Origin of the sequence: Paenibacillus sp. FSL H7-0918 (assembly GCF_038007025.1) — a bacterium.
In the GTDB taxonomy this organism is placed as follows: domain Bacteria; phylum Bacillota; class Bacilli; order Paenibacillales; family Paenibacillaceae; genus Paenibacillus_AQ; species Paenibacillus_AQ odorifer.
This window is the reverse complement of the sequence record NZ_JBBOWJ010000004.1, coordinates 264,889-287,106: the sequence shown is the minus strand read 5'-3', so window position 1 is coordinate 287,106 and position 22,218 is coordinate 264,889. Positions and strand designations below refer to the sequence as shown.

Annotated in this window: 20 protein-coding genes; 12 read left to right on the top strand and 8 right to left on the bottom strand. The window is 42.8% G+C overall.

Features of this window, described 5'->3' with window-relative positions:
* Positions 1-443: 443 nt before the first annotated feature.
* Positions 444-827, top strand: a complete 384-nt coding sequence (locus tag MHI15_RS30820; protein WP_445668018.1) for a nucleotidyltransferase domain-containing protein — start codon at positions 444-446, stop codon at positions 825-827.
* On the opposite strand, the gene MHI15_RS26235 is transcribed toward MHI15_RS30820, so the two are convergent.
* Positions 713-1,000, bottom strand: a complete 288-nt coding sequence (locus tag MHI15_RS26235) for a hypothetical protein (protein WP_341165079.1) — start codon at positions 998-1,000, stop codon at positions 713-715. The genes MHI15_RS30820 and MHI15_RS26235 overlap by 115 nt on opposite strands.
* A 96-nt stretch (positions 1,001-1,096) precedes the next feature.
* On the bottom strand, positions 1,097-1,552 hold the full coding sequence (locus tag MHI15_RS26230; RefSeq protein WP_340034298.1) for a hypothetical protein: 456 nt from the start codon (positions 1,550-1,552) through the stop codon (positions 1,097-1,099).
* A 225-nt stretch (positions 1,553-1,777) separates the two neighbouring features.
* Between MHI15_RS26230 and MHI15_RS30815 the strand changes: the two genes are divergently transcribed.
* Together MHI15_RS30815 and MHI15_RS26225 are read left to right on the top strand one after the other, a co-directional pair.
* Positions 1,778-1,945: a hypothetical protein gene (locus MHI15_RS30815; RefSeq protein ID WP_111503454.1), complete on the top strand. Its 168-nt coding sequence runs from the start codon at positions 1,778-1,780 to the stop codon at positions 1,943-1,945.
* Between the two features lie 27 nt (positions 1,946-1,972).
* Complete coding sequence (locus MHI15_RS26225; RefSeq protein ID WP_341165078.1) at positions 1,973-2,359, top strand: hypothetical protein; 387 nt, start codon at positions 1,973-1,975, stop codon at positions 2,357-2,359.
* A 522-nt stretch (positions 2,360-2,881) separates the two neighbouring features.
* Here the strand turns inward: MHI15_RS26225 and MHI15_RS26220 are convergent.
* Positions 2,882-3,280, bottom strand: coding sequence for a cytidine deaminase (locus tag MHI15_RS26220; RefSeq protein WP_341165077.1), 399 nt, complete (start codon positions 3,278-3,280; stop codon positions 2,882-2,884).
* A 239-nt stretch (positions 3,281-3,519) separates the two neighbouring features.
* On the opposite strand from MHI15_RS26220, the gene MHI15_RS26215 reads away from it, so the two are divergent.
* The gene (locus MHI15_RS26215; RefSeq protein WP_256720931.1) at positions 3,520-4,470 is read left to right on the top strand and encodes a methylenetetrahydrofolate reductase; all 951 of its coding nucleotides are present in this window, start codon (positions 3,520-3,522) and stop codon (positions 4,468-4,470) included.
* An 86-nt stretch (positions 4,471-4,556) separates the two neighbouring features.
* Here MHI15_RS26215 and MHI15_RS26210 read toward each other — a convergent pair whose 3' ends face one another.
* Positions 4,557-6,299 carry an SGNH/GDSL hydrolase family protein gene (locus MHI15_RS26210; RefSeq protein WP_341165076.1) on the bottom strand — a complete coding sequence of 581 codons (1,743 nt, stop codon included), beginning with the start codon at positions 6,297-6,299 and terminating at the stop codon, positions 4,557-4,559.
* A gap of 241 nt (positions 6,300-6,540) precedes the next feature.
* Between MHI15_RS26210 and MHI15_RS26205 the strand changes: the two genes are divergently transcribed.
* Positions 6,541-9,408 (top strand): glycosyl hydrolase 115 family protein, encoded by a 2,868-nt coding sequence (locus MHI15_RS26205; protein ID WP_341165075.1) that lies wholly within the window; start codon positions 6,541-6,543, stop codon positions 9,406-9,408.
* A gap of 44 nt (positions 9,409-9,452) precedes the next feature.
* Here the strand turns inward: MHI15_RS26205 and MHI15_RS26200 are convergent, their stop codons facing one another.
* The gene (locus tag MHI15_RS26200) at positions 9,453-10,232 is read right to left on the bottom strand and encodes a helix-turn-helix domain-containing protein (RefSeq protein WP_076204516.1); all 780 of its coding nucleotides are present in this window, start codon (positions 10,230-10,232) and stop codon (positions 9,453-9,455) included.
* A 129-nt stretch (positions 10,233-10,361) separates the two neighbouring features.
* Here MHI15_RS26200 and MHI15_RS26195 point away from each other — a divergent pair, with 129 nt between their 5' ends.
* Together MHI15_RS26195 and MHI15_RS26190 are read left to right on the top strand one after the other, a co-directional pair.
* Positions 10,362-10,658 (top strand): ArsR/SmtB family transcription factor, encoded by a 297-nt coding sequence (locus tag MHI15_RS26195; RefSeq protein WP_038569940.1) that lies wholly within the window; start codon positions 10,362-10,364, stop codon positions 10,656-10,658.
* Positions 10,659-10,785: 127 nt separating this feature from the next.
* Entirely contained in the window at positions 10,786-11,808 is a 1,023-nt protein-coding gene (locus MHI15_RS26190) for an NADP-dependent oxidoreductase (protein WP_076186483.1), read from the top strand.
* A gap of 71 nt (positions 11,809-11,879) precedes the next feature.
* Here the strand turns inward: MHI15_RS26190 and MHI15_RS26185 are convergent, their stop codons facing one another.
* On the bottom strand, positions 11,880-12,689 hold the full coding sequence (locus tag MHI15_RS26185) for a YheC/YheD family protein (RefSeq protein ID WP_341165074.1): 810 nt from the start codon (positions 12,687-12,689) through the stop codon (positions 11,880-11,882).
* Between the two features lie 165 nt (positions 12,690-12,854).
* On the opposite strand from MHI15_RS26185, the gene sbnA reads away from it, so the two are divergent.
* The 5 genes from sbnA (at position 12,855) to MHI15_RS26160 (ending at position 20,310) form a co-directional block, all read left to right on the top strand.
* Complete coding sequence (gene sbnA, locus MHI15_RS26180) at positions 12,855-15,059, top strand: 2,3-diaminopropionate biosynthesis protein SbnA (protein WP_341165073.1); 2,205 nt, start codon at positions 12,855-12,857, stop codon at positions 15,057-15,059.
* 24 nt (positions 15,060-15,083) lie between these two features.
* Entirely contained in the window at positions 15,084-16,049 is a 966-nt protein-coding gene (locus tag MHI15_RS26175; RefSeq protein ID WP_076186487.1) for a 2,3-diaminopropionate biosynthesis protein SbnB, read from the top strand.
* A gap of 201 nt (positions 16,050-16,250) precedes the next feature.
* On the top strand, positions 16,251-18,224 hold the full coding sequence (locus MHI15_RS26170) for a serine hydrolase domain-containing protein (protein ID WP_341165072.1): 1,974 nt from the start codon (positions 16,251-16,253) through the stop codon (positions 18,222-18,224).
* A gap of 59 nt (positions 18,225-18,283) precedes the next feature.
* Positions 18,284-18,961 (top strand): response regulator transcription factor, encoded by a 678-nt coding sequence (locus tag MHI15_RS26165; protein ID WP_341165071.1) that lies wholly within the window; start codon positions 18,284-18,286, stop codon positions 18,959-18,961.
* Positions 18,958-20,310, top strand: a complete 1,353-nt coding sequence (locus tag MHI15_RS26160; protein WP_076129993.1) for a HAMP domain-containing sensor histidine kinase — start codon at positions 18,958-18,960, stop codon at positions 20,308-20,310. Before MHI15_RS26165 ends, MHI15_RS26160 begins: the two co-directional genes overlap by 4 nt.
* Before the next feature lie 2 nt (positions 20,311-20,312).
* On the opposite strand, the gene MHI15_RS26155 is transcribed toward MHI15_RS26160, so the two are convergent.
* Both MHI15_RS26155 and MHI15_RS26150 read right to left on the bottom strand, forming a co-directional pair.
* Complete coding sequence (locus MHI15_RS26155) at positions 20,313-20,948, bottom strand: TetR/AcrR family transcriptional regulator (protein ID WP_076129994.1); 636 nt, start codon at positions 20,946-20,948, stop codon at positions 20,313-20,315.
* A 46-nt stretch (positions 20,949-20,994) separates the two neighbouring features.
* Positions 20,995-22,185, bottom strand: coding sequence for a pectin acetylesterase-family hydrolase (locus MHI15_RS26150; RefSeq protein WP_341165070.1), 1,191 nt, complete (start codon positions 22,183-22,185; stop codon positions 20,995-20,997).
* Positions 22,186-22,218 lie beyond the last annotated feature (33 nt).

The following is a 22,218-nucleotide window of genomic DNA, read 5'->3' as shown; positions in this document are numbered from 1 at the left end:
CAATAAATCGTATATTTATACATCTAAAAATAAAGCAACGAGTTTCACAATCTTTCTTATCAAGCCGGCAAGCCTAACTTTTTAGGGCTTTCCGGCTTTTCATTTAAGCGTAACTGCTATTAATAGGCGATTGATTCTAGTTGGTTTCTTCACTAGTTAAGGTTGATTCTCGATTTCTTCCTAATTGTAGTAATCCTAATGATACTATATAATCGATCAAAACGAACTCTCGTTCTTATTTTTTATTTGAATTGTGGAGGTATAGGTATGAAGTTTACTGAATCAATGTTAGATAATTATTCCCAACCACTAAGCAAGACTGAAGATCAGTAATGTAAAAATGCAATTGCAATGGTTGTAAATGCCCTAAAGCCATTAGGATTTCAAGAAAAGAGAAGTATTGTGGAACCAATGTACCCTGAAACTTAGGCGTATTTTCAAGAATTGGAATCTCTTATGGAGGAAGACAAATTAAGATTTTCTTGCAGGGCTCTTATGCGAATAATACTAATGTACGCACCCAAAGTGATGTGGACATTGCAGTTGTAGAGGAAGATACATTCAGAACTCAATATAGATCTGGTGTAAGTGATTCCAATTATGGATTTGTTAATGCGCCATCTCGTTCTAAAACGTTTAAGGAGGAAATAGAAGAAGCTTTAAAAGACAAGTTTGGGACTGACGTAAGCAGGGAGAATAAATCGATTAAGATTTATGGTAATACATATAGAAAAGATGCTGAATATCTTTTTTTCCATTTATATAGCCTGGATACTGAACCAATACTCATTTTCAGCTCATCTGTTAATAAATCAATATACATTTGAAATTCTGTCGGTTTTATTTCACCTGAGATAGCTGGAATTAATATTTTATAGCGGTTATCCATAATTTTATATTCTTCATTGAATAACAGGTCAGGATCGTATAAGCGGGGTAACAGTTTATTAGTAGATTCTTTCTTTACAACAAGCCGTTTTTCATCCCATGCGTCTATCAATTCAATCAATTTATAAATCACTGGAGCTTTCCAGTTGGACTGAATAAAGAAACGAAAACTGTAATAATTATACTTAATGAAAATATTCTTTTTATATTATATTCCCCCTTTATTATTTCTAACGATTAGATTTTTTCTTATTTTGATTAGATAATATAGAGTTAAGATAAATTGTATAATAGAAATACTCCAAGGAAGCAGAAAGAGCATTTCCACTTGATATTTTGGAAAAAATTCAATAGAAACGACAACTCCATACTCACTATCACTGTCATCTTGCATTGCATTGAAAAATAAAAGAAGTAAGAGGCTGGATAGCATAGTTACCAAAAACCAAATGGCATTGTACTTTATCCTCTGAGTCCTTATAAACAAAAAAGAATTAATAAAACATAATAAAAGTGGTATAAAGTACACCTTAAATGAGATATTTAATAACTCCGTTCCCCATCCCTCTATTCTTATCTTTAAAAAATAGATTAAGATCAGATGCAGTCCAGCCACCAGTATTACATAAAGAATGGCTTGTAGTCCTGTCTTGAATGACTTCATCTTTCGTTCCCCTTTTCCATTCGTTCACTTAATGCTCTAATGATATCATCACCCTTCATCGAGATTTTCTTCTTACTTCAAGCACCTATATACCACCCCTGAAATTATATGGATTAATTTTAACTAAAACACTAAATATCCTTATAATGTAATCATCGGGAATTTTAAGGCGGAAATTAATAGTAAACCCCTCTTCCGAGTAACAGTACTAACTCAACCCCGACAATTGTAACCGGACTTAGCAATATAAAAGTCATAACAGCAGGCAATCTATTTAGTTTTGCAATTTCTAAGGATGGAAATGTGTGGGGCTGGGGAGCTAACACGAATGGCGAACTGGGAGATGGTACGAGAATTAATCCAGTTTCACCTGCCATGGTAGCCTTAACTTAAAAGAGACGTGTAGAGGAGTATTTTATTTTGGGAAGGGCAGGGAGTACATTTAAACCAAAAATATTGAGCAAGAAACCTGGTATTTTAACATATGGGATGACACCACCGAAGGCAAGCCATTCACCAGAAAAGATATCAGAAATTGCACAGAAACAGGTTAAAAGACTTAAAAACGTTGAATTAGATGCTTTAATTCTTTACGACGTCCAGGAGGAAGTAGAAAGAGTTGAGCATGAAAGGCCTTACCCATATTTACCAACGATTGATCCAGCTATTTATGGTGATAAATATCTAGGACAAGTGGAGGTCCTAGGATTTCATTTGAAGGAGCAAACAGTATATTACATTATTACGTTAAATGAAAAGTGTACCCATTTTACGGTACTCTTTTTAATAGCGCTTTTTCTCATTTAAAATGAAATATTAGATGATTATTAGTTACTGGGGATTTAAATTCTCAATTAAATTGAAACAGTCTCTCTTATTTTATAAGGGTTTTCTGATAGTGAATTTTCATTTAAAATGAAAATTCACAGAAAACTAGAAATGTGACTATGCATAGCTACTTTACTAAAAGCAAGCGATCATCGAGAGGAAGTGTTTATCCTTTTATCTCAATGGATCGCTTGTTTTTTATTATTGATGATGTTCATTGAGAGGTTTTAACTATATGAGTTTTAGATACTATAGAACTACATACAGACTATGATAAAGAATTTATTGAATTTAGGGTAAGAAATGCTTTGGAATGAAAAAGGTAGTATTTAAAGAAAAAGTTAAGGTTGGAATTGCGATTTGGTAAGTAACAACGTATTTACGCGGTGTGTCTGGTCTGTGAACTCTGTGTTCTGACTAAGCTTTTAACACAAAAAACACGCGTACTTGTCTAACACAGGTACGCGTGTTTTTGTTATTCCACTACGAGAGGAATTATTTTTACATATCTAAATTTTTGAATGCATAAGGCAATAAATCCCTTAAACTCAGCTCTAAGATTTCTTTTTTCTCATTGGTTAAATAGACAGGCATGTCGGGCAAACAGAATTCCGATAATACTTGTCTGCAGATACTGCATGGCGGCAGAAAATCCATTGTGTCACCTGCTACAGCTATAGCCTGAAAATCACCTTTAGTATAGCCCTTTGTAATAGCCGTGAAGATTGCTGTTCTCTCTGCACAATTAGTAGCGCCAAAAGATACATTTTCTACGTTTATTCCATTAATAACATTTCCATCTTTAAGCAATAAGGCTGCTCCAACTGGAAATTTAGAATAAGGGGCATAAGCAGCTTTCTTTGTGTTACGTGCGCTTTCCATTAATTCTTCTTTATTCATAATACTCACCCTTTTTAAATAAGAATGAACCTTTCGGTCCCCTTATCGCCAACTTTAAGGTTGGCAGGACTTCTAATATTATAGTCACATCAAATGGTTGTCAACATGTACTACTCGATAAGTATCATTAAGGAATCATAGCTTTAAAATATAACTAGATATAGTAAATAGAAGTTACACATATTAAGCCCGCCATGGTAACCTTATCTTAAAAGCGACGAGTAGAGGGGTTTTGTAATGTGGGAGCGGCAGAGAATACATTTAAACAAAAAATATTGAGCAAAAAACCGGGTATTATAACATATGGGATGACACCACCGAAGGCAAGCCACGCACCAGAAAAGGTCTCGGAAATCGCCCAGAAACAGGTTGAGAGACTTAAAAACCTTGATTTAGATGCGTTAATTCTGTACGACGTTCAGGAAGAAGTAGACAGAGTGGATCATGAAAGACCTTATCCCTATTTACCAACGATTGATCCGGCTGTCTATGGTGATAAATATCTAAGACAGGTGGAGGTACCGAAAATAATTTACCGGTGCGTCGGTAATGATACTAGAGCTCAGTTCGAGGATTGGGTTAAAACTGACGAAAATGAAGATAGATTTTCCGTGTATGTGGGCGCTTCGTCAAGTAAACAAGAGGTGAAATTGAATTTACCAGAGGCTTATAAGCTAAGTAAACAGCTAAATAACAATTTAACTTTTGGCGGAGTTGTCATTCCGGAAAGACATATAAAAAAGAATGATGAGCATATACGGGTTGTCGAAAAGACCAACAATGGGTGCAACTTTTTTATTACACAGGCAACTTATAATGTAGAGGCATCTAAGAATTTATTGTCTGATTTATATTATTACTATACAAATAACGGTTTTGAGATGGTTCCTATTTTATTTAATCTTGCACCATGCGGCACGGCGAAAACATTACAATTTATGAAGTGGTTAGGGATCAGTATCCCGGGATGGTTAGAAAACGAGTTAAAATACTCGAATGATATTTTGGATAAATCAATCCAGCTATCGCAAAAAATCTTTGAAGAATTACTAGATTTCGGGCTGGAGAAGGGAATTCCTATTGGTTGCAGTATTGAAAGTGTTTCAACAAGTAAGTTGGAAATTGAAGCGTCCGTACAGCTTGTTAAAGATGTGAAGGCTATTTTGGATAAGAAGCTGCCTACCAAATAGAAAAAGATTCCTCTAATTATTGAGAAACCCAGGTCATTTAAAGACCATGGGTTTCTTTTTAGGTTATATGCCACTAGGTCAAATTATTAAACATTATAGCCGAAGCCCAGTATAGTAAAAGACTTGTCCTGATCTTCCGGCACCATTCTGATTTCTACCTGATGCTCCCCGCTAACCTCATTTTGATAAAGAATTATCGGATTGCAATGTGTCCAATTATTCTCATGTGGATCAGCGGTGACTACAAGACAACCATCGACGTAAATGTTCGCCTTGCCGAATTCGCTGCTGCCAGAATCCTTGTATACGAGGATGAGATTTTTGCTTGTTATCGTCAGCTTGAAGCTGTGTTCCCCAGAAGACGCTGAATGCATCCAATTATGAGGGAATTCCGGAGTTCCGAAAGGATTGGCATCCATTTCTACCCGCTGCAAATCGGTATCGATCCCCGAAAATCCGCCCACCTCGATCCTGCCTGCGTCAATATGGCTTTTGCGGTCCAGCAGAAGGGTTCCCGCAAAATCATTCCCGATGACCGGATGTTGATCCAATAGGAGATCATCTTCGTCCATTAGCGTTTTGTGGGTTTCGGAGAATAAATAAGCCAGACAATCAGCCATCACCCGGTGACCATCATTAGTAGGATGATAGATATCATAGAAAAATTGCCGTTTCGAGAGGATGTTCCCCTCATTTTTGCTTAGGCGGAACTGCCCGGATACCGCATCCTTTACACTAACCATAGGAAGATTATAAGCCCGGCCAATGGGGGAGAGCCGTTCCTGCAGGTTCCAGTCATTCATAAACACGCTGAACAGGAGAACTACTGCCGGTCTATTATCGGCGGAAAGTATTTTTAGGCATAAGCTTTCAAAACAGTTGCCTTTCGTTTCATCCCCTTCGTCGTTTACCGCAAATTCTACCACCACGATATCAGGTGTTACAGAACCTTCCCGAAGAATATCCCTTTCATAACGGATGACCCCAAGCTCGGACGGTGTTCCACCTACCCCAGCCTTCACAAAATGGATGTTCTCACCACCATTCGTACCGAATAATTCCTTAAATCTCAGATACGATTGGTAGGCATAACATTCTGTATGGATCGGCTTAGCACCTGCTCCCTGTGTAATGGAACCCCCAATATAAGCAATCGTGACATCCTCACCTTTTATAGCCTTATGGATGGCCGTTTTTAATCTTTTATTATTGCCCGGATGAAGCAAGGATTGGGTAATGATCTCCCGGTATTCGTTAGAATCAAACGCTACAGGCGGTTCAATGATTAGCTCTGGTACAGAATAACCGTCATGCAAATAAAAAATTATACTCGCGATGGCCAGTTCGCCTTCATGTTTAAATTCAAAAGCGAATTTGCCGAGCACTGCATCCTCTTCAGACCATTCCAAATCCTCTAACTTTAAGAGGACTTCTGAACCGTCGGAGGGACAGGGCACACGTATGCTGCTGCCTGTTTCGTATTTGCTGGTTTTGCCCCAGTTCTGCAATAGAAAAGAGATGGGCTCGTTCTGCTCAGGATCCCTTCTCACAGACACTCCGATACTATGGACTAATTTGCGAAATCCAACACAGTTTCCTAGCAGCTCCAGTATTGTCTCATCAGTGACGCCGCCAATATATCTGGCCTTGTCGATTAGATAGTTACCTTCCAGATAAACTTCCTGTGAAGGTGGACCTTCGGCCCGGGCTGTCGCCTCAATCGCTGTTTCGTAGAGCACAAAAAAACCGTTCCTGCGTTCAGCCGGGTCCTTGGGCGCCTTTGGACCTTCAATCTTGCCACCTGTAATGACCCCGTTATTGTTTTTCATATTGATCATCCTCGCTTTTTGTATAAGCTTTTCTTGTTATGGATGCGTTTGCAAAAAACATGCTTCTGTTAGAAGGAATACCTGTTAACAGTAACACCAAATATCCAGATTGTTCAACCGATAAACAAAGTTTCGTTTAATAATTACAAAAAGTTGCTAGTTTACACATGGAAGTTGAAATCGCTTACTTATATAATGTGCCTAGTCATACGAAAATAGGATGCTTAAGGGGAGAATTATCATGCCTACGAAGGAATTGCACCTTGTGAAGCAGGGCAATGCTGCCAAGATTTACATAGACCCCAAGGGGAAAGATTATGAGGGATTACGCCGGGTGGCACAGTCTTTTGCAGCAGATGTTAAACAGGTAACAGAGGTTGAGCCTGAGATATATACACAATTGAACGAATTGGATGGAACAGTCATAATCGCTGGATCGATAGGCAGCAATGATTTTATCGGTGATTTAATCGCGGAGGGAACCGTTGATGTATCGGCCATCCAAAATAAAAGAGAATGTTATAAAATTCAGGTGGTTGAACAACCCACAGCGGGAGTGGACAAGGCGCTAGTCATTGTAGGAAGTGATAAACGAGGGACGATTTACGGGTTGTATTCGATCTCCGAAAAGATTGGAGTTAGTCCTTGGGTGTACTGGGCGGATATTGTGCCGGAGAAGAAGCCGGCATTGTCCATTCCTGATAACAAGCTTCATGTGATCTCCAAGGAGCCTTCGGTTAAATATAGAGGTATTTTTTTGAATGACGACTGGCCGTCTTTAGGTTCTTGGGTAACTCAAAGATTTGGTGACTTTAATGAAGATTTCTATGTCAAGGTATTTGAACTCATTCTTCGCTTGAAGGGGAATTATTTATGGCCGGCGATGTGGAGCGCCGAATTCAGCCTGAATGGTAAAAGCAGCCCGATTGCCAACGCCAAGCATGCACAAGAATACGGAATTATTATGGGGACCTCCCATCATGAACCCTTATTCCGGGCAGGCAGTGAATGGCAGAAGGTATACAGCCAATACGGAACAAGTAACCTATGGGATTTCGCCCGTAATAAACAGGCGATTACAGATTTCTGGGAAGACGGAATCAAGCGTAATCAGGACTTTGATAACTTGATTACCCTAGGCATGCGGGGGGAAAGTGACTCTGCGCTGGAGGGCTCCGATCAGGAGAATATTGATCTGCTTAAGGATATTATACTTACGCAAAAAGAACTATTGAAGAAATACAATCTTGAACATGCGCCGCAAATTTTGGCCGTTTATAAGGAAGTTGAGAAGTACTGGTATGGCACTGCCGGGGTGGAAGGGTTGAAGGACTGGGATGTTCTGAATGACGTTACGATCCTGCTTGCTGACGATAACTTTGGCAATCTCCGCAAAATCCCGACGAAAAACGAACGTAACCGCAGCGCAGGATGGGGGATGTATTATCATTTTGACTACCATGGTGGTCCGCATTCCTATGAATGGTTAAATACGACCCCGCTTGAAAAAGTCTGGGAGCAAATGTGTATGGCATTTGACTATGGCATCCGTGATGTATGGATTGTGAACGTCGGGGATTTGAAGCCTATGGAATTGCCCATTTCCTACTTTCTGGATTTGGCCTACGATTTTGAGGCTTGGGGGACAGGTGCAATCAATCGGACTGTGGAATACACCAACCGTTGGGTAGGGCAGCAATTCGGATATGTGCTGGAACAAGAGACATGTCTGGGAATCGCACAATTGTTAGGGGATTATATCCGGATGAACGGTCGGCGCAAGCCTGAAATTATTTATCCGTCCACCTTCAGTCCTATCCATTACAATGAGGCGCACAGAGTTCTGGAGCAAGCGGTGATGATCGAGAAGGCTGCCGGCAAATACGATGAGCTAATCCCGGAACAACTAAAGGATGCTTACTTCCAGCTCGTATATTTCCCTGCTGTTGCCTCGGCCAATGTGGTCAAAATGCAAATTTATGCTGGACTGAACCATCTATACGCTAAGCGAAATAGTATGTTGGCAAATACTTACGCTGCTCTGACCCGCGAAACCATCGAACGGGATAAGTATCTGGAGCTGGTTTATAATAGCGGAATTTCGGATGGAAAATGGCAGGGAATGATGAGTTCCCCTCATGTAGGGTATATACATTGGAATGCAGAAGGGTGGAAATATCCGGATGTAAACACCTTGACGCCCGCCAGAGGTTCTTTAATGATTGTCGATGTGGAAGGAACGGAACAAGCGTATGTTTCCGGCACAGCTAATCTTCCGGTATTTACAAATCTCCAAAAAGAAAACTATCGCATCACAATCAGTAACGGTGGAGAAGCGGGTTTTGAATATCAGGTGCGGAGCAGCATAGATTGGATCAAGCTTGAGAAAATACGCGGCTGGATTGAGGCAGGGGAGACGCTTCAGGTTTCCGTAGATTGGGAGAAGGTCAAAGAAACATCGACGGGCGAAATTACGATCTCCGGTGCCGGGAATATAATTAAGGTGAAGGCAGCCGTGGATTGGATAGACATTCCGGATATGCCACCGATGACATTCATCGAGACCCATAATATCGTGTCCATTGAAGCGGAGCATACCATAACTCGTGTTTCGAAATCAGGGGTGGTATGGAAGACCATTGACAGCTATGGACGTTCTTTATCCTCGGTTAAAATGTTTCCGGATGCTGTATCTTTTGAACAACCGGAGGATGCACCTTGTCTGGAATATCGGATTCTAGTGCAGCAGGACACCGATTATAGCTTAACCGCGTATATTGCGCCGACAAACAATCTGTCACAAACTAGCCGGTTAAAATATGCGATAGGTTTCGATGATCAGGCACCCGTGATTAAGGATGCTTTACCAACGAACTTTGAAGGCGGCAATCATGATAATGAACCGTGGTGCCGTGCGGTTATGGACAATATTCATGCTGTAACCACCAGCCATGCTTTAACGAAGGGTCTTCATACCCTCCGCTTTTACGGATTGGATGCGGGTCTGGTTCTACAAAAGCTTGTATTGTCCGCTGCCCAGCTTCCTTATTCCTATTTAGGGCCGGAGGAGAGCTTTTATACTAGCGGGACGGCGTCCATTCTTAGTTAGGTTGAATTAATAGGGCGAACAACAGGGTTGCTTCGGATCCTCCGTTATTTCAGGGCAGATGACGGAGGATAACCCTTTATATTTTTGAAAACGTTGCTGAAGTAGGCAACATCTTGATAACCACAGTGCGCTGCCACTTCGGACACATTAAAACCACCTGCCGATAGAATCATCTCAGCATTGTTCACCCGCACCTTGTTTATAAATTCTTTACAGGTGGAGCCAGTGTTCTGCTTAAACAGCTTACCAAGATATACGGGATTTAGGGCAACCAAATCTGCCAGCTCCTTGATCGTAACTTCCTCCGAATAATGATCCATGATATAGGTCATCACTTTTTGGATTCTTAGATCTATCAGAGGTGTTTCTTGATGGTGGGCGATACTTAATAAGCGGTACACAATCAGTTGAAAGATGGCCCGGGCCTTCATTTTGTAGAAAGGTTGTTTGCCCATCCAGACATGTGAGAATTCTTTAATATCCTCTAGAATCTCTTTAGTTCTCCAATTCCTAGTTACAGTCTCAAAAGGGAGCTGCACATGATTGTCCTCACCCTCCCAGAAGAAATTGAAGGCAAAGGAACGCATGGGTGCCTCCTTGAAAGTCTGAGCTTCCCGAATGCTGCCAGAAGGGGCATAGAGCATATCCCCGGCTTCAACCGTGAATTTCTCTCCATTAATAAAATAGTCAGACTTTCCTTCTACGATGAAGGTAAGATCATGGAAATCAATTTTACTCCTCGTAATCTCCCAATCCGGGAAGGATCGGCGATCAACGAACAAAAAAACACGGGGAACAAGATTTTCGTATTTGGTAATGTCCATTTCTACCACCCCTCTTTCCTTATAAATAGATCCGCGCTAATGCCGATTGGTATATTATACAAAAATGAATCCGATTAAGAAATGGGATTGTAAATTGACTTTGCGCAATCAGAAGAATACAATAGTTTTATGACTATCGAACAATATTCCTTAAAAGATGATGAAAAGCGAGTGAAGATTTTTAAAGCATTAGCAGAAGTGAAACGAATTGAAATGATTCGTTATCTTCATCTCCATAAGGAGAACAATACATGTGGGTCCATTGGTGAATCTATGGGAATGGATAAATCCAATGTGTCGTACCATCTGAAGATTTTGTATGAAGCTGATTTAGTAAGTGTCACACGTATGGGGCAGAATAAGATTAGCCAGCTTCGAGAGGATACGTTTAGCGAATTATTACCGGGTTTCTTGGACAGTTTATAATATGTCCGGAAACCTATAATTTTTTCTTGATAGTTTGATAGTTTTATAACTATTTGATAATCATGTACAGGGTTTGGTTAATAGTTATAGGTAGCAGCAAAAATAAATATTAATGGAGTAGTGATCTATGAATCAGTTGAAAAATAAACAGGTCCTGTTAATTTCACGTCCTGTAGGCATGCCAACCCAGCAAAATTTCGAGTTCAAAGATATTCCTGTAGTTGAAGCAAAAGAAGGACAAGTTGTTGTACGTACGTTGTATTTGTCAGTGGATCCTTATATGCGCGGAAGAATGAATGATTCTAAATCGTATATTCCTCCGTATCAGCTTAATGAAGTCATCGCTGGAGGACTTGTGGGAGAGATCGTAGAATCCAAATCGGAGCGATTCAAAGCTGGAGATAAAGTCATCGGTATGCTGGGCTGGCAGTTATATAATACTGTAGATGCTAAAGCAGTAACCAAAATCGATGATTCGATTGCACCTGTATCGGCTTACTTAAGTGTTCTAGGTTTAACAGGGCTCACTGCATATTTCGGTTTACTTGATATCGGGCAGCCGAAAGAAGGAGAGACTGTCGTAGTGTCTGGAGCAGCGGGTTCAGTGGGGATGTTTGTTGGACAGATTGCCAAAATCAAAGGCGCTCGTGTCGTTGGGATCGCAGGTAGCGATGATAAATGCGACTATTTGAAAAAAGAACTTGGCTTTGATGCAACCATTAATTATAAAACAACGGAAAATTTAGGCCAGGCTTTGGAAGAAGCATGTCCAAAGGGTGTTGATGTTTATTTTGACAACGTGGGTGGATCGATTTCAGATGCTGTGATGAGCTTGCTTAATGATTATGCACGTATTCCCCTATGTGGCGCTATTTCTTCCTATAATAGTACAGATGGAGATATGGGTCCACGTATTCAGAGCAGATTGATCAAAACCCGCTCCCTTATCAAAGGATTCGTTCTTAGTGATTACGCAGCCCGCCAGTCAGAAGGACTTCAAGAGCTTGGAAAATGGCTAACAGAAGGTAAATTAAAATATGAAGAAACAGTTGTTGAAGGATTCGACAATGTGGTTGAAGCATTCCTGCAATTGTTCCAAGGTGCGAACCTCGGGAAGATGCTTGTTAAGGTGAGCGACTCCGAATTCTAAAACAACACAAACAGCTCTGGTAGAGATTTTTATATATCAGGGCTGTTTGTATTATTACCAATCAAATCCGTTCAGACCATACCCTGTTTGGACTTCATGCATTTAAGATTGTATGTGCGGCCATAGGCTTTTGCATATTTGACGATTCGCTCAATCATGCTGGTGTCATTCAGTTTGGTAAACGGGCACGGATCGGGGGCAGTATTTACTTCCAAGATCCATGGTTTAAGGCGTCGATCCAAAGCAATATCCACACCGATTTCCTGCAGGCCGGGATAGGCTGTGCTCAGCTGTCTGGCGGAGTTCACTCCGATTTGTTGCATGGACCGGATCAACGCGCTACTATTCTCTACGTTTGTGTAGGATTCTAATAATGCCTCTACCGGATAAATCGTTCCCCCTTGGCTCCCATTCGTAACCACTTTGCGAGGATGAGCTACGCGACCCGCAATGCCTGTAGCTTCCCACCCACCCTTAAGATTTCTTTGCACCATAACCCGGATATCAAATGGCCTTCCCTCATAAACCAAAAGCCAAATCCCTTTTTGCACCAAATAGGACTTTCCTTGGGTCTCGCTAGAGATTGCCCGATAAGCCATCTCGTAATCAGAAAATGTATGTTTATGCGTACCGGACTGATAGCTGTAGGCTGGTCGTTTTTTGGAGGAATGATCTTGCGATCTTTCAATCCGGATTACACCCTGTCCCAAAGATCCACAGCAGGGCTTAATGTACACCATTTTATGTTTTTGCAACATCTCATAGAGTAGGTTTTTATTCATTTTTTTCGTTATCGGGATATACTTCCTTAGCTCTTGTTTTCTAAGCAGTACCCTTGTTTTCGTCAGCTTATTGGATATCCGCCGTATTGGCTCCTTCATTTTGTTCCTCCGTTCTATATATCTATAGGCTATATTACGGGAATACGCAGTTTTTGCTTGGGCAAACACAGAATAATAGAACACATGCAAAGAATTCTACATATGAATATTGGAGGCATTTATTAAACTTGGGCTGCAGCATGCGGTCAACGGGAGGCGGCTATGATGCTGCTCGGGAAATTGCAGAATAAGGTGCAAGAAGTAATGGACGAATACCCTTGGTACAAGGGGCTGATTGATGGGGAGAAAACGAATTATAACCTGCAGAACTTACCTCTTATGTCTTCGAAAACACTTGAAACCTTCTATTATAACCAACCCATCGATCCTTCTTGGACTGTTTATAGGACGTCTGGTACAAGCTCAGGCCGTAGAAAAGCAATCCTCTACTCTGAGGAAGATGACAAACACTATGTGGATATTAAAACGAAGCTATTCGGCGAGCTTATTGCGGGAAGCGGATGTAACAGAGCGTTGGCGGATATGGGCACTGGACATGCAGCAAACACTGCGCTGACCATTTTTGAAAGGTTAGGATTGGAGAAAAGTTCAATACCCTTTGAACTGCCAATCGAACAGCATATTGAACAGCTTAAAGCTTTTAAACCTGACTTGCTCTATACGATGCCGTCCATCCTTGACCATATCGTATATGCTGCCGGAAACCCGCGTGAATTCGGAATTCGCAAGATTATTTTGGTAGGGGAAATTGCTCCGCCTGAGTGGCAGCGGAATATGGCTGGCTTGTTTGGTATTGATCCTAGAGATATCATCGATACTTACGGCTCCATTGAAATCGGTACGATCGCTTATTACTCCCATGATCATGGCAGGTACATTTTTGCCGACGGAATTTTTGCGGAAGGAATCGGGGTTCAGGAGTTAGACGAAGAAGTAAGGCCGCTTCGGAACAATGAAAGTATTCTGGTGCTTACCTCAACTGTCCGCAAGATGCTGCCAGCTCTTCGTTTTGTTACTTATGACGTTGTAAGGGATTTTAGGCCTGTGATGATAGACGGGGTTGAACAACAAAGCTTTGAGTCCATTGTAAAAAGAGTGGGTCAAGAACTGAAGCACGGTGAGAAGATCAGCCTGTACGATATCGAGCAGGTCGTATACCGTCATATTGAAGATGCGATCATTCGGGTCAAGGTAAAAAACAATGCGCTCTCTATTTATATCAAGAGTAAATCTGTGAAGCCCTCTATTATTCCGGTAATCAAAGAGGAAATCAGGGAGTGTATTCCGGAAATCGGGATGATGATTCGCAACCATCTGCTTGATGATATTGAGATCATTATAGTAGCTAAAGGGGAGTCGCTGGCCAGCGGGCAGGTCAAGAACAAGAAGTTATATTATCAGAAGGACAAAGCTAAGGTGGACATAAATATCCAAGGCGGTATCTTGTCGACTATCGGAAAAACGCCATTAATCAAGCTGAATAATTTGTTCCAGAACAGTGAGTTCGAAGTCTACGCAAAAATGGAACTGCTAAATCCGGGAGGAAGTGCGAAAGACCGTCCAGCTCTGCGGATGATCCATGAGGCATGGAAGGAAGGGAAAATCGGGCCGGGAACTACTATTATTGAGTCAAGTTCGGGAAATATGGCGATTAGCTTGGCGATGATTTGCCAATATTTAGGGCTGCGGTTTATTAGCGTGGTTGATCCAAGAACTACCACAACAAATCTGCAGATTCTGAAAACATTAACTGCAAAAATTGACTTTGTTAGCGATCCCGACCCCGAGACCGGTGAATATCTGCCTGCTAGACTGAATCGAGTGCAGCGACTCTTGGAGGAAATACCGGGCAGCTACTGGCCGAATCAATATGCAAACGCAAATAACTATTTGTCCCACTACCATACGACCATGAAAGAAATCGTGACTGAGCTTGGGGAAGTAGATTATTTGTTTTGCAGCGTAAGTACATGCGGCACGATTCGAGGTCTCGCGGAATATGTAAGGGATCATGGTCTGAAGACTAAGATTGTTGCCGTCGATGCGGAGGGAAGTACTATTTTTGGTGGCAACAAAGAGAAACGGCGGTTCCCGGGACTCGGTGCTGGCATCGTACCCCCTTTCTGCAGAACGGATTTAATCGACCGTATCGTGCATGTCTCAGACTTGGATATCGTAAAAGGATGCCGAGCACTCGCTCAGAATGAATCGATTCTGGCCGGTGCATCCTCAGGGGCTAACCTTGCCGCTGTTAGGCGTATGGAGCAAGAATTGGCTCCAGGATCTGTCTGTGCGGTGATCCTGCATGACAAAGGGGAGCGTTACCTCGATACGGTATACTCTGACCCATGGATTCAGAATGAATTTGGGCAGGAGTTCTCGGCTGACGGTGGAGATGTCCTTGCTTAACGAGCGGCAAAAGGAGGTTGTGGAATGCTGTATTTAAACGATCGGGACATCCGGGAGGTGGGGCTTGATTGGCCTTCTCTCGTGGAATCGATAGAAACTACGGTGCGCATACTTGATTCTGGAGATTACGCGCAGCCCGTAAAACCTTATCTAAGGTATAAAAATCCTCAAAATCGTATTATTGCAATGCCCGCATACGTAGGGGGGAACGTGAACGCAGCAGGGATCAAATGGATTTCCAGCTTCCCGGATAATATCCAGGTTGGTCTTCCCCGCGCGCATAGCATCATTGTCTTGAATGATCCCATTACGGGCGAGCCTATATCCGTCCTAAGCTCTCCGCTCCCCAGCATCGTAAGGACAGCTTCCATCAGTGGACTGATGATTGGCTACTTTTTGCAGGCACGTTCACTTGAACGGATTTATCTTGGCATTATCGGCTGGGGACCAATCGGGCAATATCATTTTCAAATGGTTATGGCATTGTACGGAGATCGAGTTGAACGTGTCCGCATCTTTGATATAAGGGAAGTAGATTTGTCAGACATCTCATCTATATATAAGGATAGGATAGAAGTGGAGGAGACGTGGGCGGACGTTTATCGAAAGTCCAATATCTTTATCACCTGTACCGTATCCAATCATAGATATATCGATATGCTTCCGGCGGAAGGTAGTCTTCTACTGAATATTTCACTGCGTGATTATAAACCTGAGGCATTAGCTTCGGTGAAGTCCATAATCGTCGACGACTGGGATGAGGTGTGCCGCGAAAACACTGACATACAGCAGCTCCATCTGAAACATGGGTTAACTCGTGCCGATACCCGAATGATTACCGATGTCGTCTCGCGCCATTGCCTGAATGAACTCAGAGCCGATGAGCCGATTTTCTTTTGTCCGATGGGGATGGCGGTTTTTGATATCGCAACAGCGGTATACTTCGTGAAGAAGGCTAGAGAAAAAGGGATCGGGACTGAGCTACAGTAAGGTTGTAGGCATACGTTCGCTATGGGATTTTTTATAGATTTTTCTGATGTAACTAGACTATGATCCGTCACTTTTAAGGGTGGATTGCTGTCTAGTTTTTTTATTGTCTTGTTAACGTTCCATTCATAATACTCTGATAATCTCTATAAGTGTTAGGCGGATGATCATCCACCCCAATAAATGATGACTCGGAGGATAATAATGTTGACACCTATGAAAAAAAGGCTGATCGCTGGTCTGACCCTATTGGCTGTGATTAGTGCCGGCTTTGGCGCAAGCTTGGTATTTCCCGGGAAACAGGCCTCGGCTGAGAACCAAACGGGTCAAACCGCGCTGCCGGCAGCGCAAATTGAAGCATTTGCCAATCTCGATGATACCGCGGGACTGACTAGCTTCGTTGATGGAATTATGGAAAAAGATATGAACCGGCTGCAAATTCCGGGAGCGGTTATCTCCATTGTAAAAGACGGCAAGATTATTTTGACCAAAGGTTATGGCAGTTCCAATCTGGAAGAAGCGGCACCGGTTAATCCGACAACCAGCATGTTTCGAATCGCTTCAACAACAAAGCTGTTCACCTGGACAGCGGTGATGCAAATGGTCGAACAAGGTAAGATAGATCTGGACACTGATATTAACACCTACCTGAAATCAGTGGAGATCCCTGCTACATATCCTGAGCCGATCACGATGCGCCATTTGATGACACATACAGCGGGGTTTGAAGAGGGTGGAGTGGGTTATCAAATCACTACCGACCCTGCCAAATTGCCGGGATCAATCTCGGAAACACTCAATAAGCATATGCTGGCACGGGTAAGACCCCCCGGAGAGATGAGTTCTTATTCGAACTTCGGGGCTACTCTCGCGGGTCTGATTGTGGAGGAAGTCAGCGGTGTTCCTTACAATGACTATATACAAAAGTATATTTTCGATCCGCTCGACATGAAATATTCGACGGTGGTAGAGCCTTTGCCGGAGTCATTCATACCCAATCAAGTTGTAGGGTACACGAGTGAGAACGGCAGCTTTATTCCTGGCACACCTACCTTCGAGGGCGGCTTTCGTCCTGCCGGCTCGGGTACAGTATCAGCAGTAGACATGGCGCACTTTATGATTGCCCATCTGCAGAACGGGAAATATGGTGACCAGCAGATTCTTAGAACGGAGACTGCAGAACTAATGCATTCAACGGCGTACCAATTCGATAAACGTATGCCGGGAGTAGATCTGGGGTTCTCTGAGAAACGCATCAATGGTCTTAGACTAATCACTCATGGTGGTTCCGACCCCATGTTTAATACAGAGTTTTATCTTGTGCCTGCCAAGCATGTAGGTATCTTTGTTTCCTATAACGGCGGTCAGGGCGGTGATTCCGCGGCAGGCCTAGTCCATGCCTTTTTTGAGCGCTATTATCCCGATCCTGAAGCGAAGCAGCCTGAATTCTCCACTTCTGCAGAATCTGTTCAGAAATATGCGGGAACCTATCAATTCACACGCCGTAACCACAGTGATATTGATAAATTTTTCAATTTTTTTGCCCAGCTAAATGTTAAGGTAAAGGACAATAAGCTATCTTTGGGAAGTGGTAGTGAACAACAGTTGTATAGAGAAATCGCTCCGAATTTGTTCCAGCTCGAGGGAGGCACCGAACAAATCGGCTTCCGCACAAATGATACCGGTAAGGTTACACATATGCTCTTAGGTATGGCACCGGAAATGCCACTGGAGCGTACGCCACTCTTGAATCAGAATAAGTTTTGGCTTATCGTACTTGGCGGCTCGGGGTTGATTTTCATCACTGCATTGCTTGGACTAATCTTCTCCAGACGCAAGATCAAGGTGATGACGCCTCCGGAAAAGTGGGCCATCCGCTTATCTGCGGGAACTGCTGGGTGGGCGCTGCTATCTTTCGTTACGATATTTATGGTGGTTATGTCCATGGATACGATGCAGAAGTTCAGCGGTATCAGTCTTTCGCTTTCTCTCAGTTTAGTTATGCCAATCCTTTTGGTTGGACTGACTTTAGCTTTGCTAATCTCGGCTATACTGGTTTGGAAGAATAAATACTGGACAGCTTTCAAGCGTGTGCATTATACACTAGTGGCACTTTCGGCTGTAGTGATGACTCTGTTTTTCTACTATTGGAACCTGTTGGGTTGGCAGTTCGGATAACTTCGTTTCTTGTCAAGAATATATCATATATAATGTAAGCTTAAGAGAGGAGGACAATCGTGGCTACTATACTTATTGCTGATGATGATGATAACATCCGAAAGCTAATGTCTTTGTTTTTGCGAAAAGAAGGTTTTGACCTCAAAGAAGCCAGGGATGGCACCAAAGCGCTGTCCATTATAGAGAACTCGCGAGTCGATCTCGTCATCCTAGATATTATGATGCCAGGATTGGATGGTTGGGATCTGTGCAGAGAAATCAGGCGCTCTGATGCCAACATTCCCCTCCTCATGGTGACGGCTAAAGGAGAATCTGCACATAAAGTGAAAGGTTTTCAACTCGGCACGGATGACTATTTGACCAAACCGTTTGATCCGCTTGAACTGGTGATGCGAGTAAAAGCTTTGCTTAAACGCTCGCTGGTTGTTTCTTCCCAGTCTGTGCAGTTGGGCAATGTGGTGCTTAACCGCCGCACTTTCCAGGTTACGCGTGATGAAGAACCGGTAACGATTCCTTTGAAGGAATTTGAGCTACTGTTTCTGCTGGCTAGTCACCCTAGGCAAATCTTCACAAGAGAACAGTTGATTTCTCAAATCTGGGGATTGAACTATGAAGGAGACGGCCGGACTGTAGATGTGCATATAAGCCGGTTGAGGGAGAGATTCTGCGGTAACGACGAGCAATTTCAAATCGAAACGGCCCGCGGCCTAGGATACCGGCTGATCCCTGCGCTATGATCAAGACATTGTATGTACGCGTCGTTCTCACGTTTTTAGGCATCATTATCTTTAGTCTGATTTGTTCCTTTTTCATTGGTTTGTATGTCTTTCAGAAACAAATAAGTTACGAGGGACAGAATGAAATGATCACAGTGGGGAAGGAGATCATTCACCGTTATGATGACGCCAAGCCTGAGGATACAGACGAGTTCTTGAATAGTATGGTTAAGGTATCTGCATACCCTATCCACTTGTATAATCATTCCGGGGAATATACCTTTTATGGGCTCAAGGATAGTCCGGCCGTCACTATCACCCCCGAGGCTGTGAAACAAGTGCTGCAAGGAAAACTCTATCGTTCCTCCGCGAAAGATAAGGATACCTTTATCGGGATGCCCTTTATGTTTAACGGGGAGTGGCAAGCAATGTTCTTGCAGTATTCTGCCGAGAACGAAAATATCGTCAATCGGATGCTGCTCTTTGTGCTTTTACTCGTGCTTTTACTGGGTAGTCTATGCATTCTTATTGCCGCCAGATATTTGGTGGAGCCGATCAAAGCTTTGACGAATGCGACAAGAAGGCTGGCCAAGGGTGATTTCGAGGTAGAGCTTAAAGTAAACCGAGTAGACGAAATAGGGGAACTGACACAAAGCTATGTGGAGATGGCCGGGGAGCTGAAGCAGCTGGAACAGATGAGGCAGGATTTCGTATCCAACGTTTCTCATGAAATTCAGACACCGCTTACGTCTATTTCCGGCTTTGCCAAGGCATTGCAGAACAATGATCTAATTGTGGAAGAGGAACGTTCTGAATATCTTGATATCATCATTGCAGAGAGTGAACGTCTGTCGAGGTTAAGTGATAATTTGCTGAAGCTCGCTTCCCTGGATTCTGAACATCATCCCTTTAATGCAGGTTCCTTCAATCTTGACGAGCAGATTAGAACCATCGTTGTGACCTGTGAGCCACAATGGTCTGCCAAAGGCATCGTTATCGATCTTGAGCTGCCGGAAGCTGTCAAAATTAAGGGTGATGAAGATCAGCTGAAGCAAGTATGGATGAATTTGCTGAGCAACAGCATCAAGTTCACACCTGAAGGCGGGAACATCCGCATTAGTATAGATGACAGTGCAGCAGATGTATCGGTCACCATCAGTGATAACGGGATCGGGATTTCCCCGGAAGAGTTCAACGCCGTATTCCAAAGATTTTATAAAATAGACAAGTCACGGAATGGAAACAACAATGGCAATGGCTTGGGACTTGCAATCGTTAAAAAAATTGTCTCCCTGCATCAGGGAAACATAGAAGTGGACGGTGCGGTTGGAGCGGGAACGACGATTATCGTCAGGTTGCCCCATAAGTGAAATTAAGGGTTTGTCTGATTCTTGGATTGCCGTACGCCAAACATAATGAAATCCTTGAATTGCCGGTCCATAACCCGATCTTCCTCCGTAACCACACCCCCCCGCTGATGAGTAATAATGACGGCTTTTTGTAAATACATGAAATACAGGTGGGTGGACTTGTGCAGAATGTCCAGCCACTTATTTTTTTCCTCCGGAGCTACTGATATGGACTCAAGGAGAATTAACCGTGAATACCAGCCTTCCATAGCCTGCTTAAAGTCAGGAAGTTCCGCGGGATTTTTGGAAAGCGTGCTGTAGTAAACTCCAAAAATGGCATCATAGTAGATCAGGGCTTCCTGCTGATCTCTTAATGCCAGATATTTATCGAGAATGTTCTCCAATGATTGTACAGGGTGTTCAAAATCAAAATCAAACAGCAGCTGTCCAAACATCCGCTCCAGATTAAGGACATAGATTTGAGCGGCTAACTCTTCCTTGTCTTTATAATGATGATACAAAGTACGCCGGGAGATGCCGGCTTGTTCCGCAATCTGTGCCATATCCGTGCGCTCAATACCTTGAGCACAGAATAAGCTAAGCGCTGTATCCTTAATGATCTCCCTTGTCATTTGCATTTGCTTTTCCCGCAAATTCATTGATTTTCTCTCCTGTCTTGTTGCAACTCTTCCGCTGCTTCTAGCACTATTTCTGAGCTGGCTTCGAATTCATGAGGAATTTGCTGCCCACTGAATAGGGGTTCTTCCGGTTGATCGCATCACCTAACCAATTCAGAAGCTTCACACCATCCTGTTCAGCCTGAAAGAAGGTCTCTCTGGTGGCAAAAGTGTGCGGAGTTGTACCCGTCTTAGCGTTCAGTCCATAGTCGGTGAGATAGTAATAATAATTAGGTAAAGTGGCTGCCAAAGAAGAAACAGATTGCCGCATTTCCTGTGACCACTCATTAATGATGCTTTGATCTCTTGGCCCCTTGTAATCGTTGATATTGTTCTGAAAGTGGATTAGAATCTCGTCAAATACCGAGTAGGATTGCAATATTATCGCATTCGCAGGAAGTAGATGGCCGTTCGCTTTAAAAGCTGCCCCGATGATATCCGCTTCAGGGGCATATCCGAAGTTCTTCACGAAGTCTGCCTGCCATTCCTGCTTCACAACATTTGGCCACTTGTCTGATTTCAAGAAGGAACTGTCTGAATATTGGAAAATCTCGGAGTTCTTGTAATGAGAGGCGATCTCGGGAGCCCAAAAAGCGGACCCGAAGCCACCAGCACTTTCGCCAGCAATCAGTAGTTTGCCGGGTTTATCCACGTTGGCATATATCCAATCGAGGCTGCTTCGCACATTATTGCTGCCGTTATAACGCATAGTAAAGGGGCTGCCGTCATCTTTTTTATATTCAACTGTGCGGTTGCCGATATGGAAGTCACCGGTGGAATAGGGAAGGTAGACCACATTCCAGCCATGAAAAGGATTGGCAGGGTTATCCGTATCCATCATGCCTCTCAGCAATGTCAACATATAGAAGGGGATGTTCTGGAAATAGTTGCCTGTATCTCCACCTTTAATAAAGTTCATAAGCTTGATGGGGTGTGCGGCACTTTGGGCATCCCAGCTGGCTCCGCCACCGGAAAAAAAGATGATCCAGTTATTATTTTCACCCTTTTTATTCCACAAAAAATACTCTGATCCATCACTTGATATGACATTTCCGTCTAGCGTGACTTTATTCCACTTGTAAGGCTTCACTTCCGCAATTATAGGGGTGGTAGTCGCCGGTCTTTTGATTACAAAAGCGCTGATTGCAAACATGGCAATCAAAACAAGGCTGAATAATCCAATACCTGTGAATATTGTGATTTTCCTCATTTTTCTCATATCCATCTCTCCCTTACTCGGAGTATACGTCAA

Excerpts from the sequence above, each read along its gene's own strand:
- MHI15_RS26190 (WP_076186483.1), top strand. The coding sequence starts at position 10,786 with ATGAATCAGTTGAAAAATAAACAGGTCCTGTTAATTTCACGTCCTGTA.
- MHI15_RS26210 (WP_341165076.1), bottom strand. The coding sequence starts at position 6,299 with ATGAAAAACAATAACGGGGTCATTACAGGTGGCAAGATTGAAGGTCCA.
- MHI15_RS26155 (WP_076129994.1), bottom strand. The coding sequence starts at position 20,948 with ATGAATTTGCGGGAAAAGCAAATGCAAATGACAAGGGAGATCATTAAG.
- MHI15_RS26160 (WP_076129993.1), top strand. The coding sequence starts at position 18,958 with ATGATCAAGACATTGTATGTACGCGTCGTTCTCACGTTTTTAGGCATC.
- MHI15_RS26170 (WP_341165072.1), top strand. The coding sequence starts at position 16,251 with ATGTTGACACCTATGAAAAAAAGGCTGATCGCTGGTCTGACCCTATTG.
- MHI15_RS26175 (WP_076186487.1), top strand. The coding sequence starts at position 15,084 with ATGCTGTATTTAAACGATCGGGACATCCGGGAGGTGGGGCTTGATTGG.
- sbnA (WP_341165073.1), top strand. The coding sequence starts at position 12,855 with ATGCTGCTCGGGAAATTGCAGAATAAGGTGCAAGAAGTAATGGACGAA.
- MHI15_RS26150 (WP_341165070.1), bottom strand. The coding sequence starts at position 22,185 with ATGAGAAAAATGAGGAAAATCACAATATTCACAGGTATTGGATTATTC.
- MHI15_RS26185 (WP_341165074.1), bottom strand. The coding sequence starts at position 12,689 with ATGAAGGAGCCAATACGGCGGATATCCAATAAGCTGACGAAAACAAGG.
- MHI15_RS26195 (WP_038569940.1), top strand. The coding sequence starts at position 10,362 with ATGACTATCGAACAATATTCCTTAAAAGATGATGAAAAGCGAGTGAAG.
- MHI15_RS26200 (WP_076204516.1), bottom strand. The coding sequence starts at position 10,232 with ATGGACATTACCAAATACGAAAATCTTGTTCCCCGTGTTTTTTTGTTC.
- MHI15_RS26220 (WP_341165077.1), bottom strand. The coding sequence starts at position 3,280 with ATGAATAAAGAAGAATTAATGGAAAGCGCACGTAACACAAAGAAAGCT.
- MHI15_RS26205 (WP_341165075.1), top strand. The coding sequence starts at position 6,541 with ATGCCTACGAAGGAATTGCACCTTGTGAAGCAGGGCAATGCTGCCAAG.
- MHI15_RS26230 (WP_340034298.1), bottom strand. The coding sequence starts at position 1,552 with ATGAAGTCATTCAAGACAGGACTACAAGCCATTCTTTATGTAATACTG.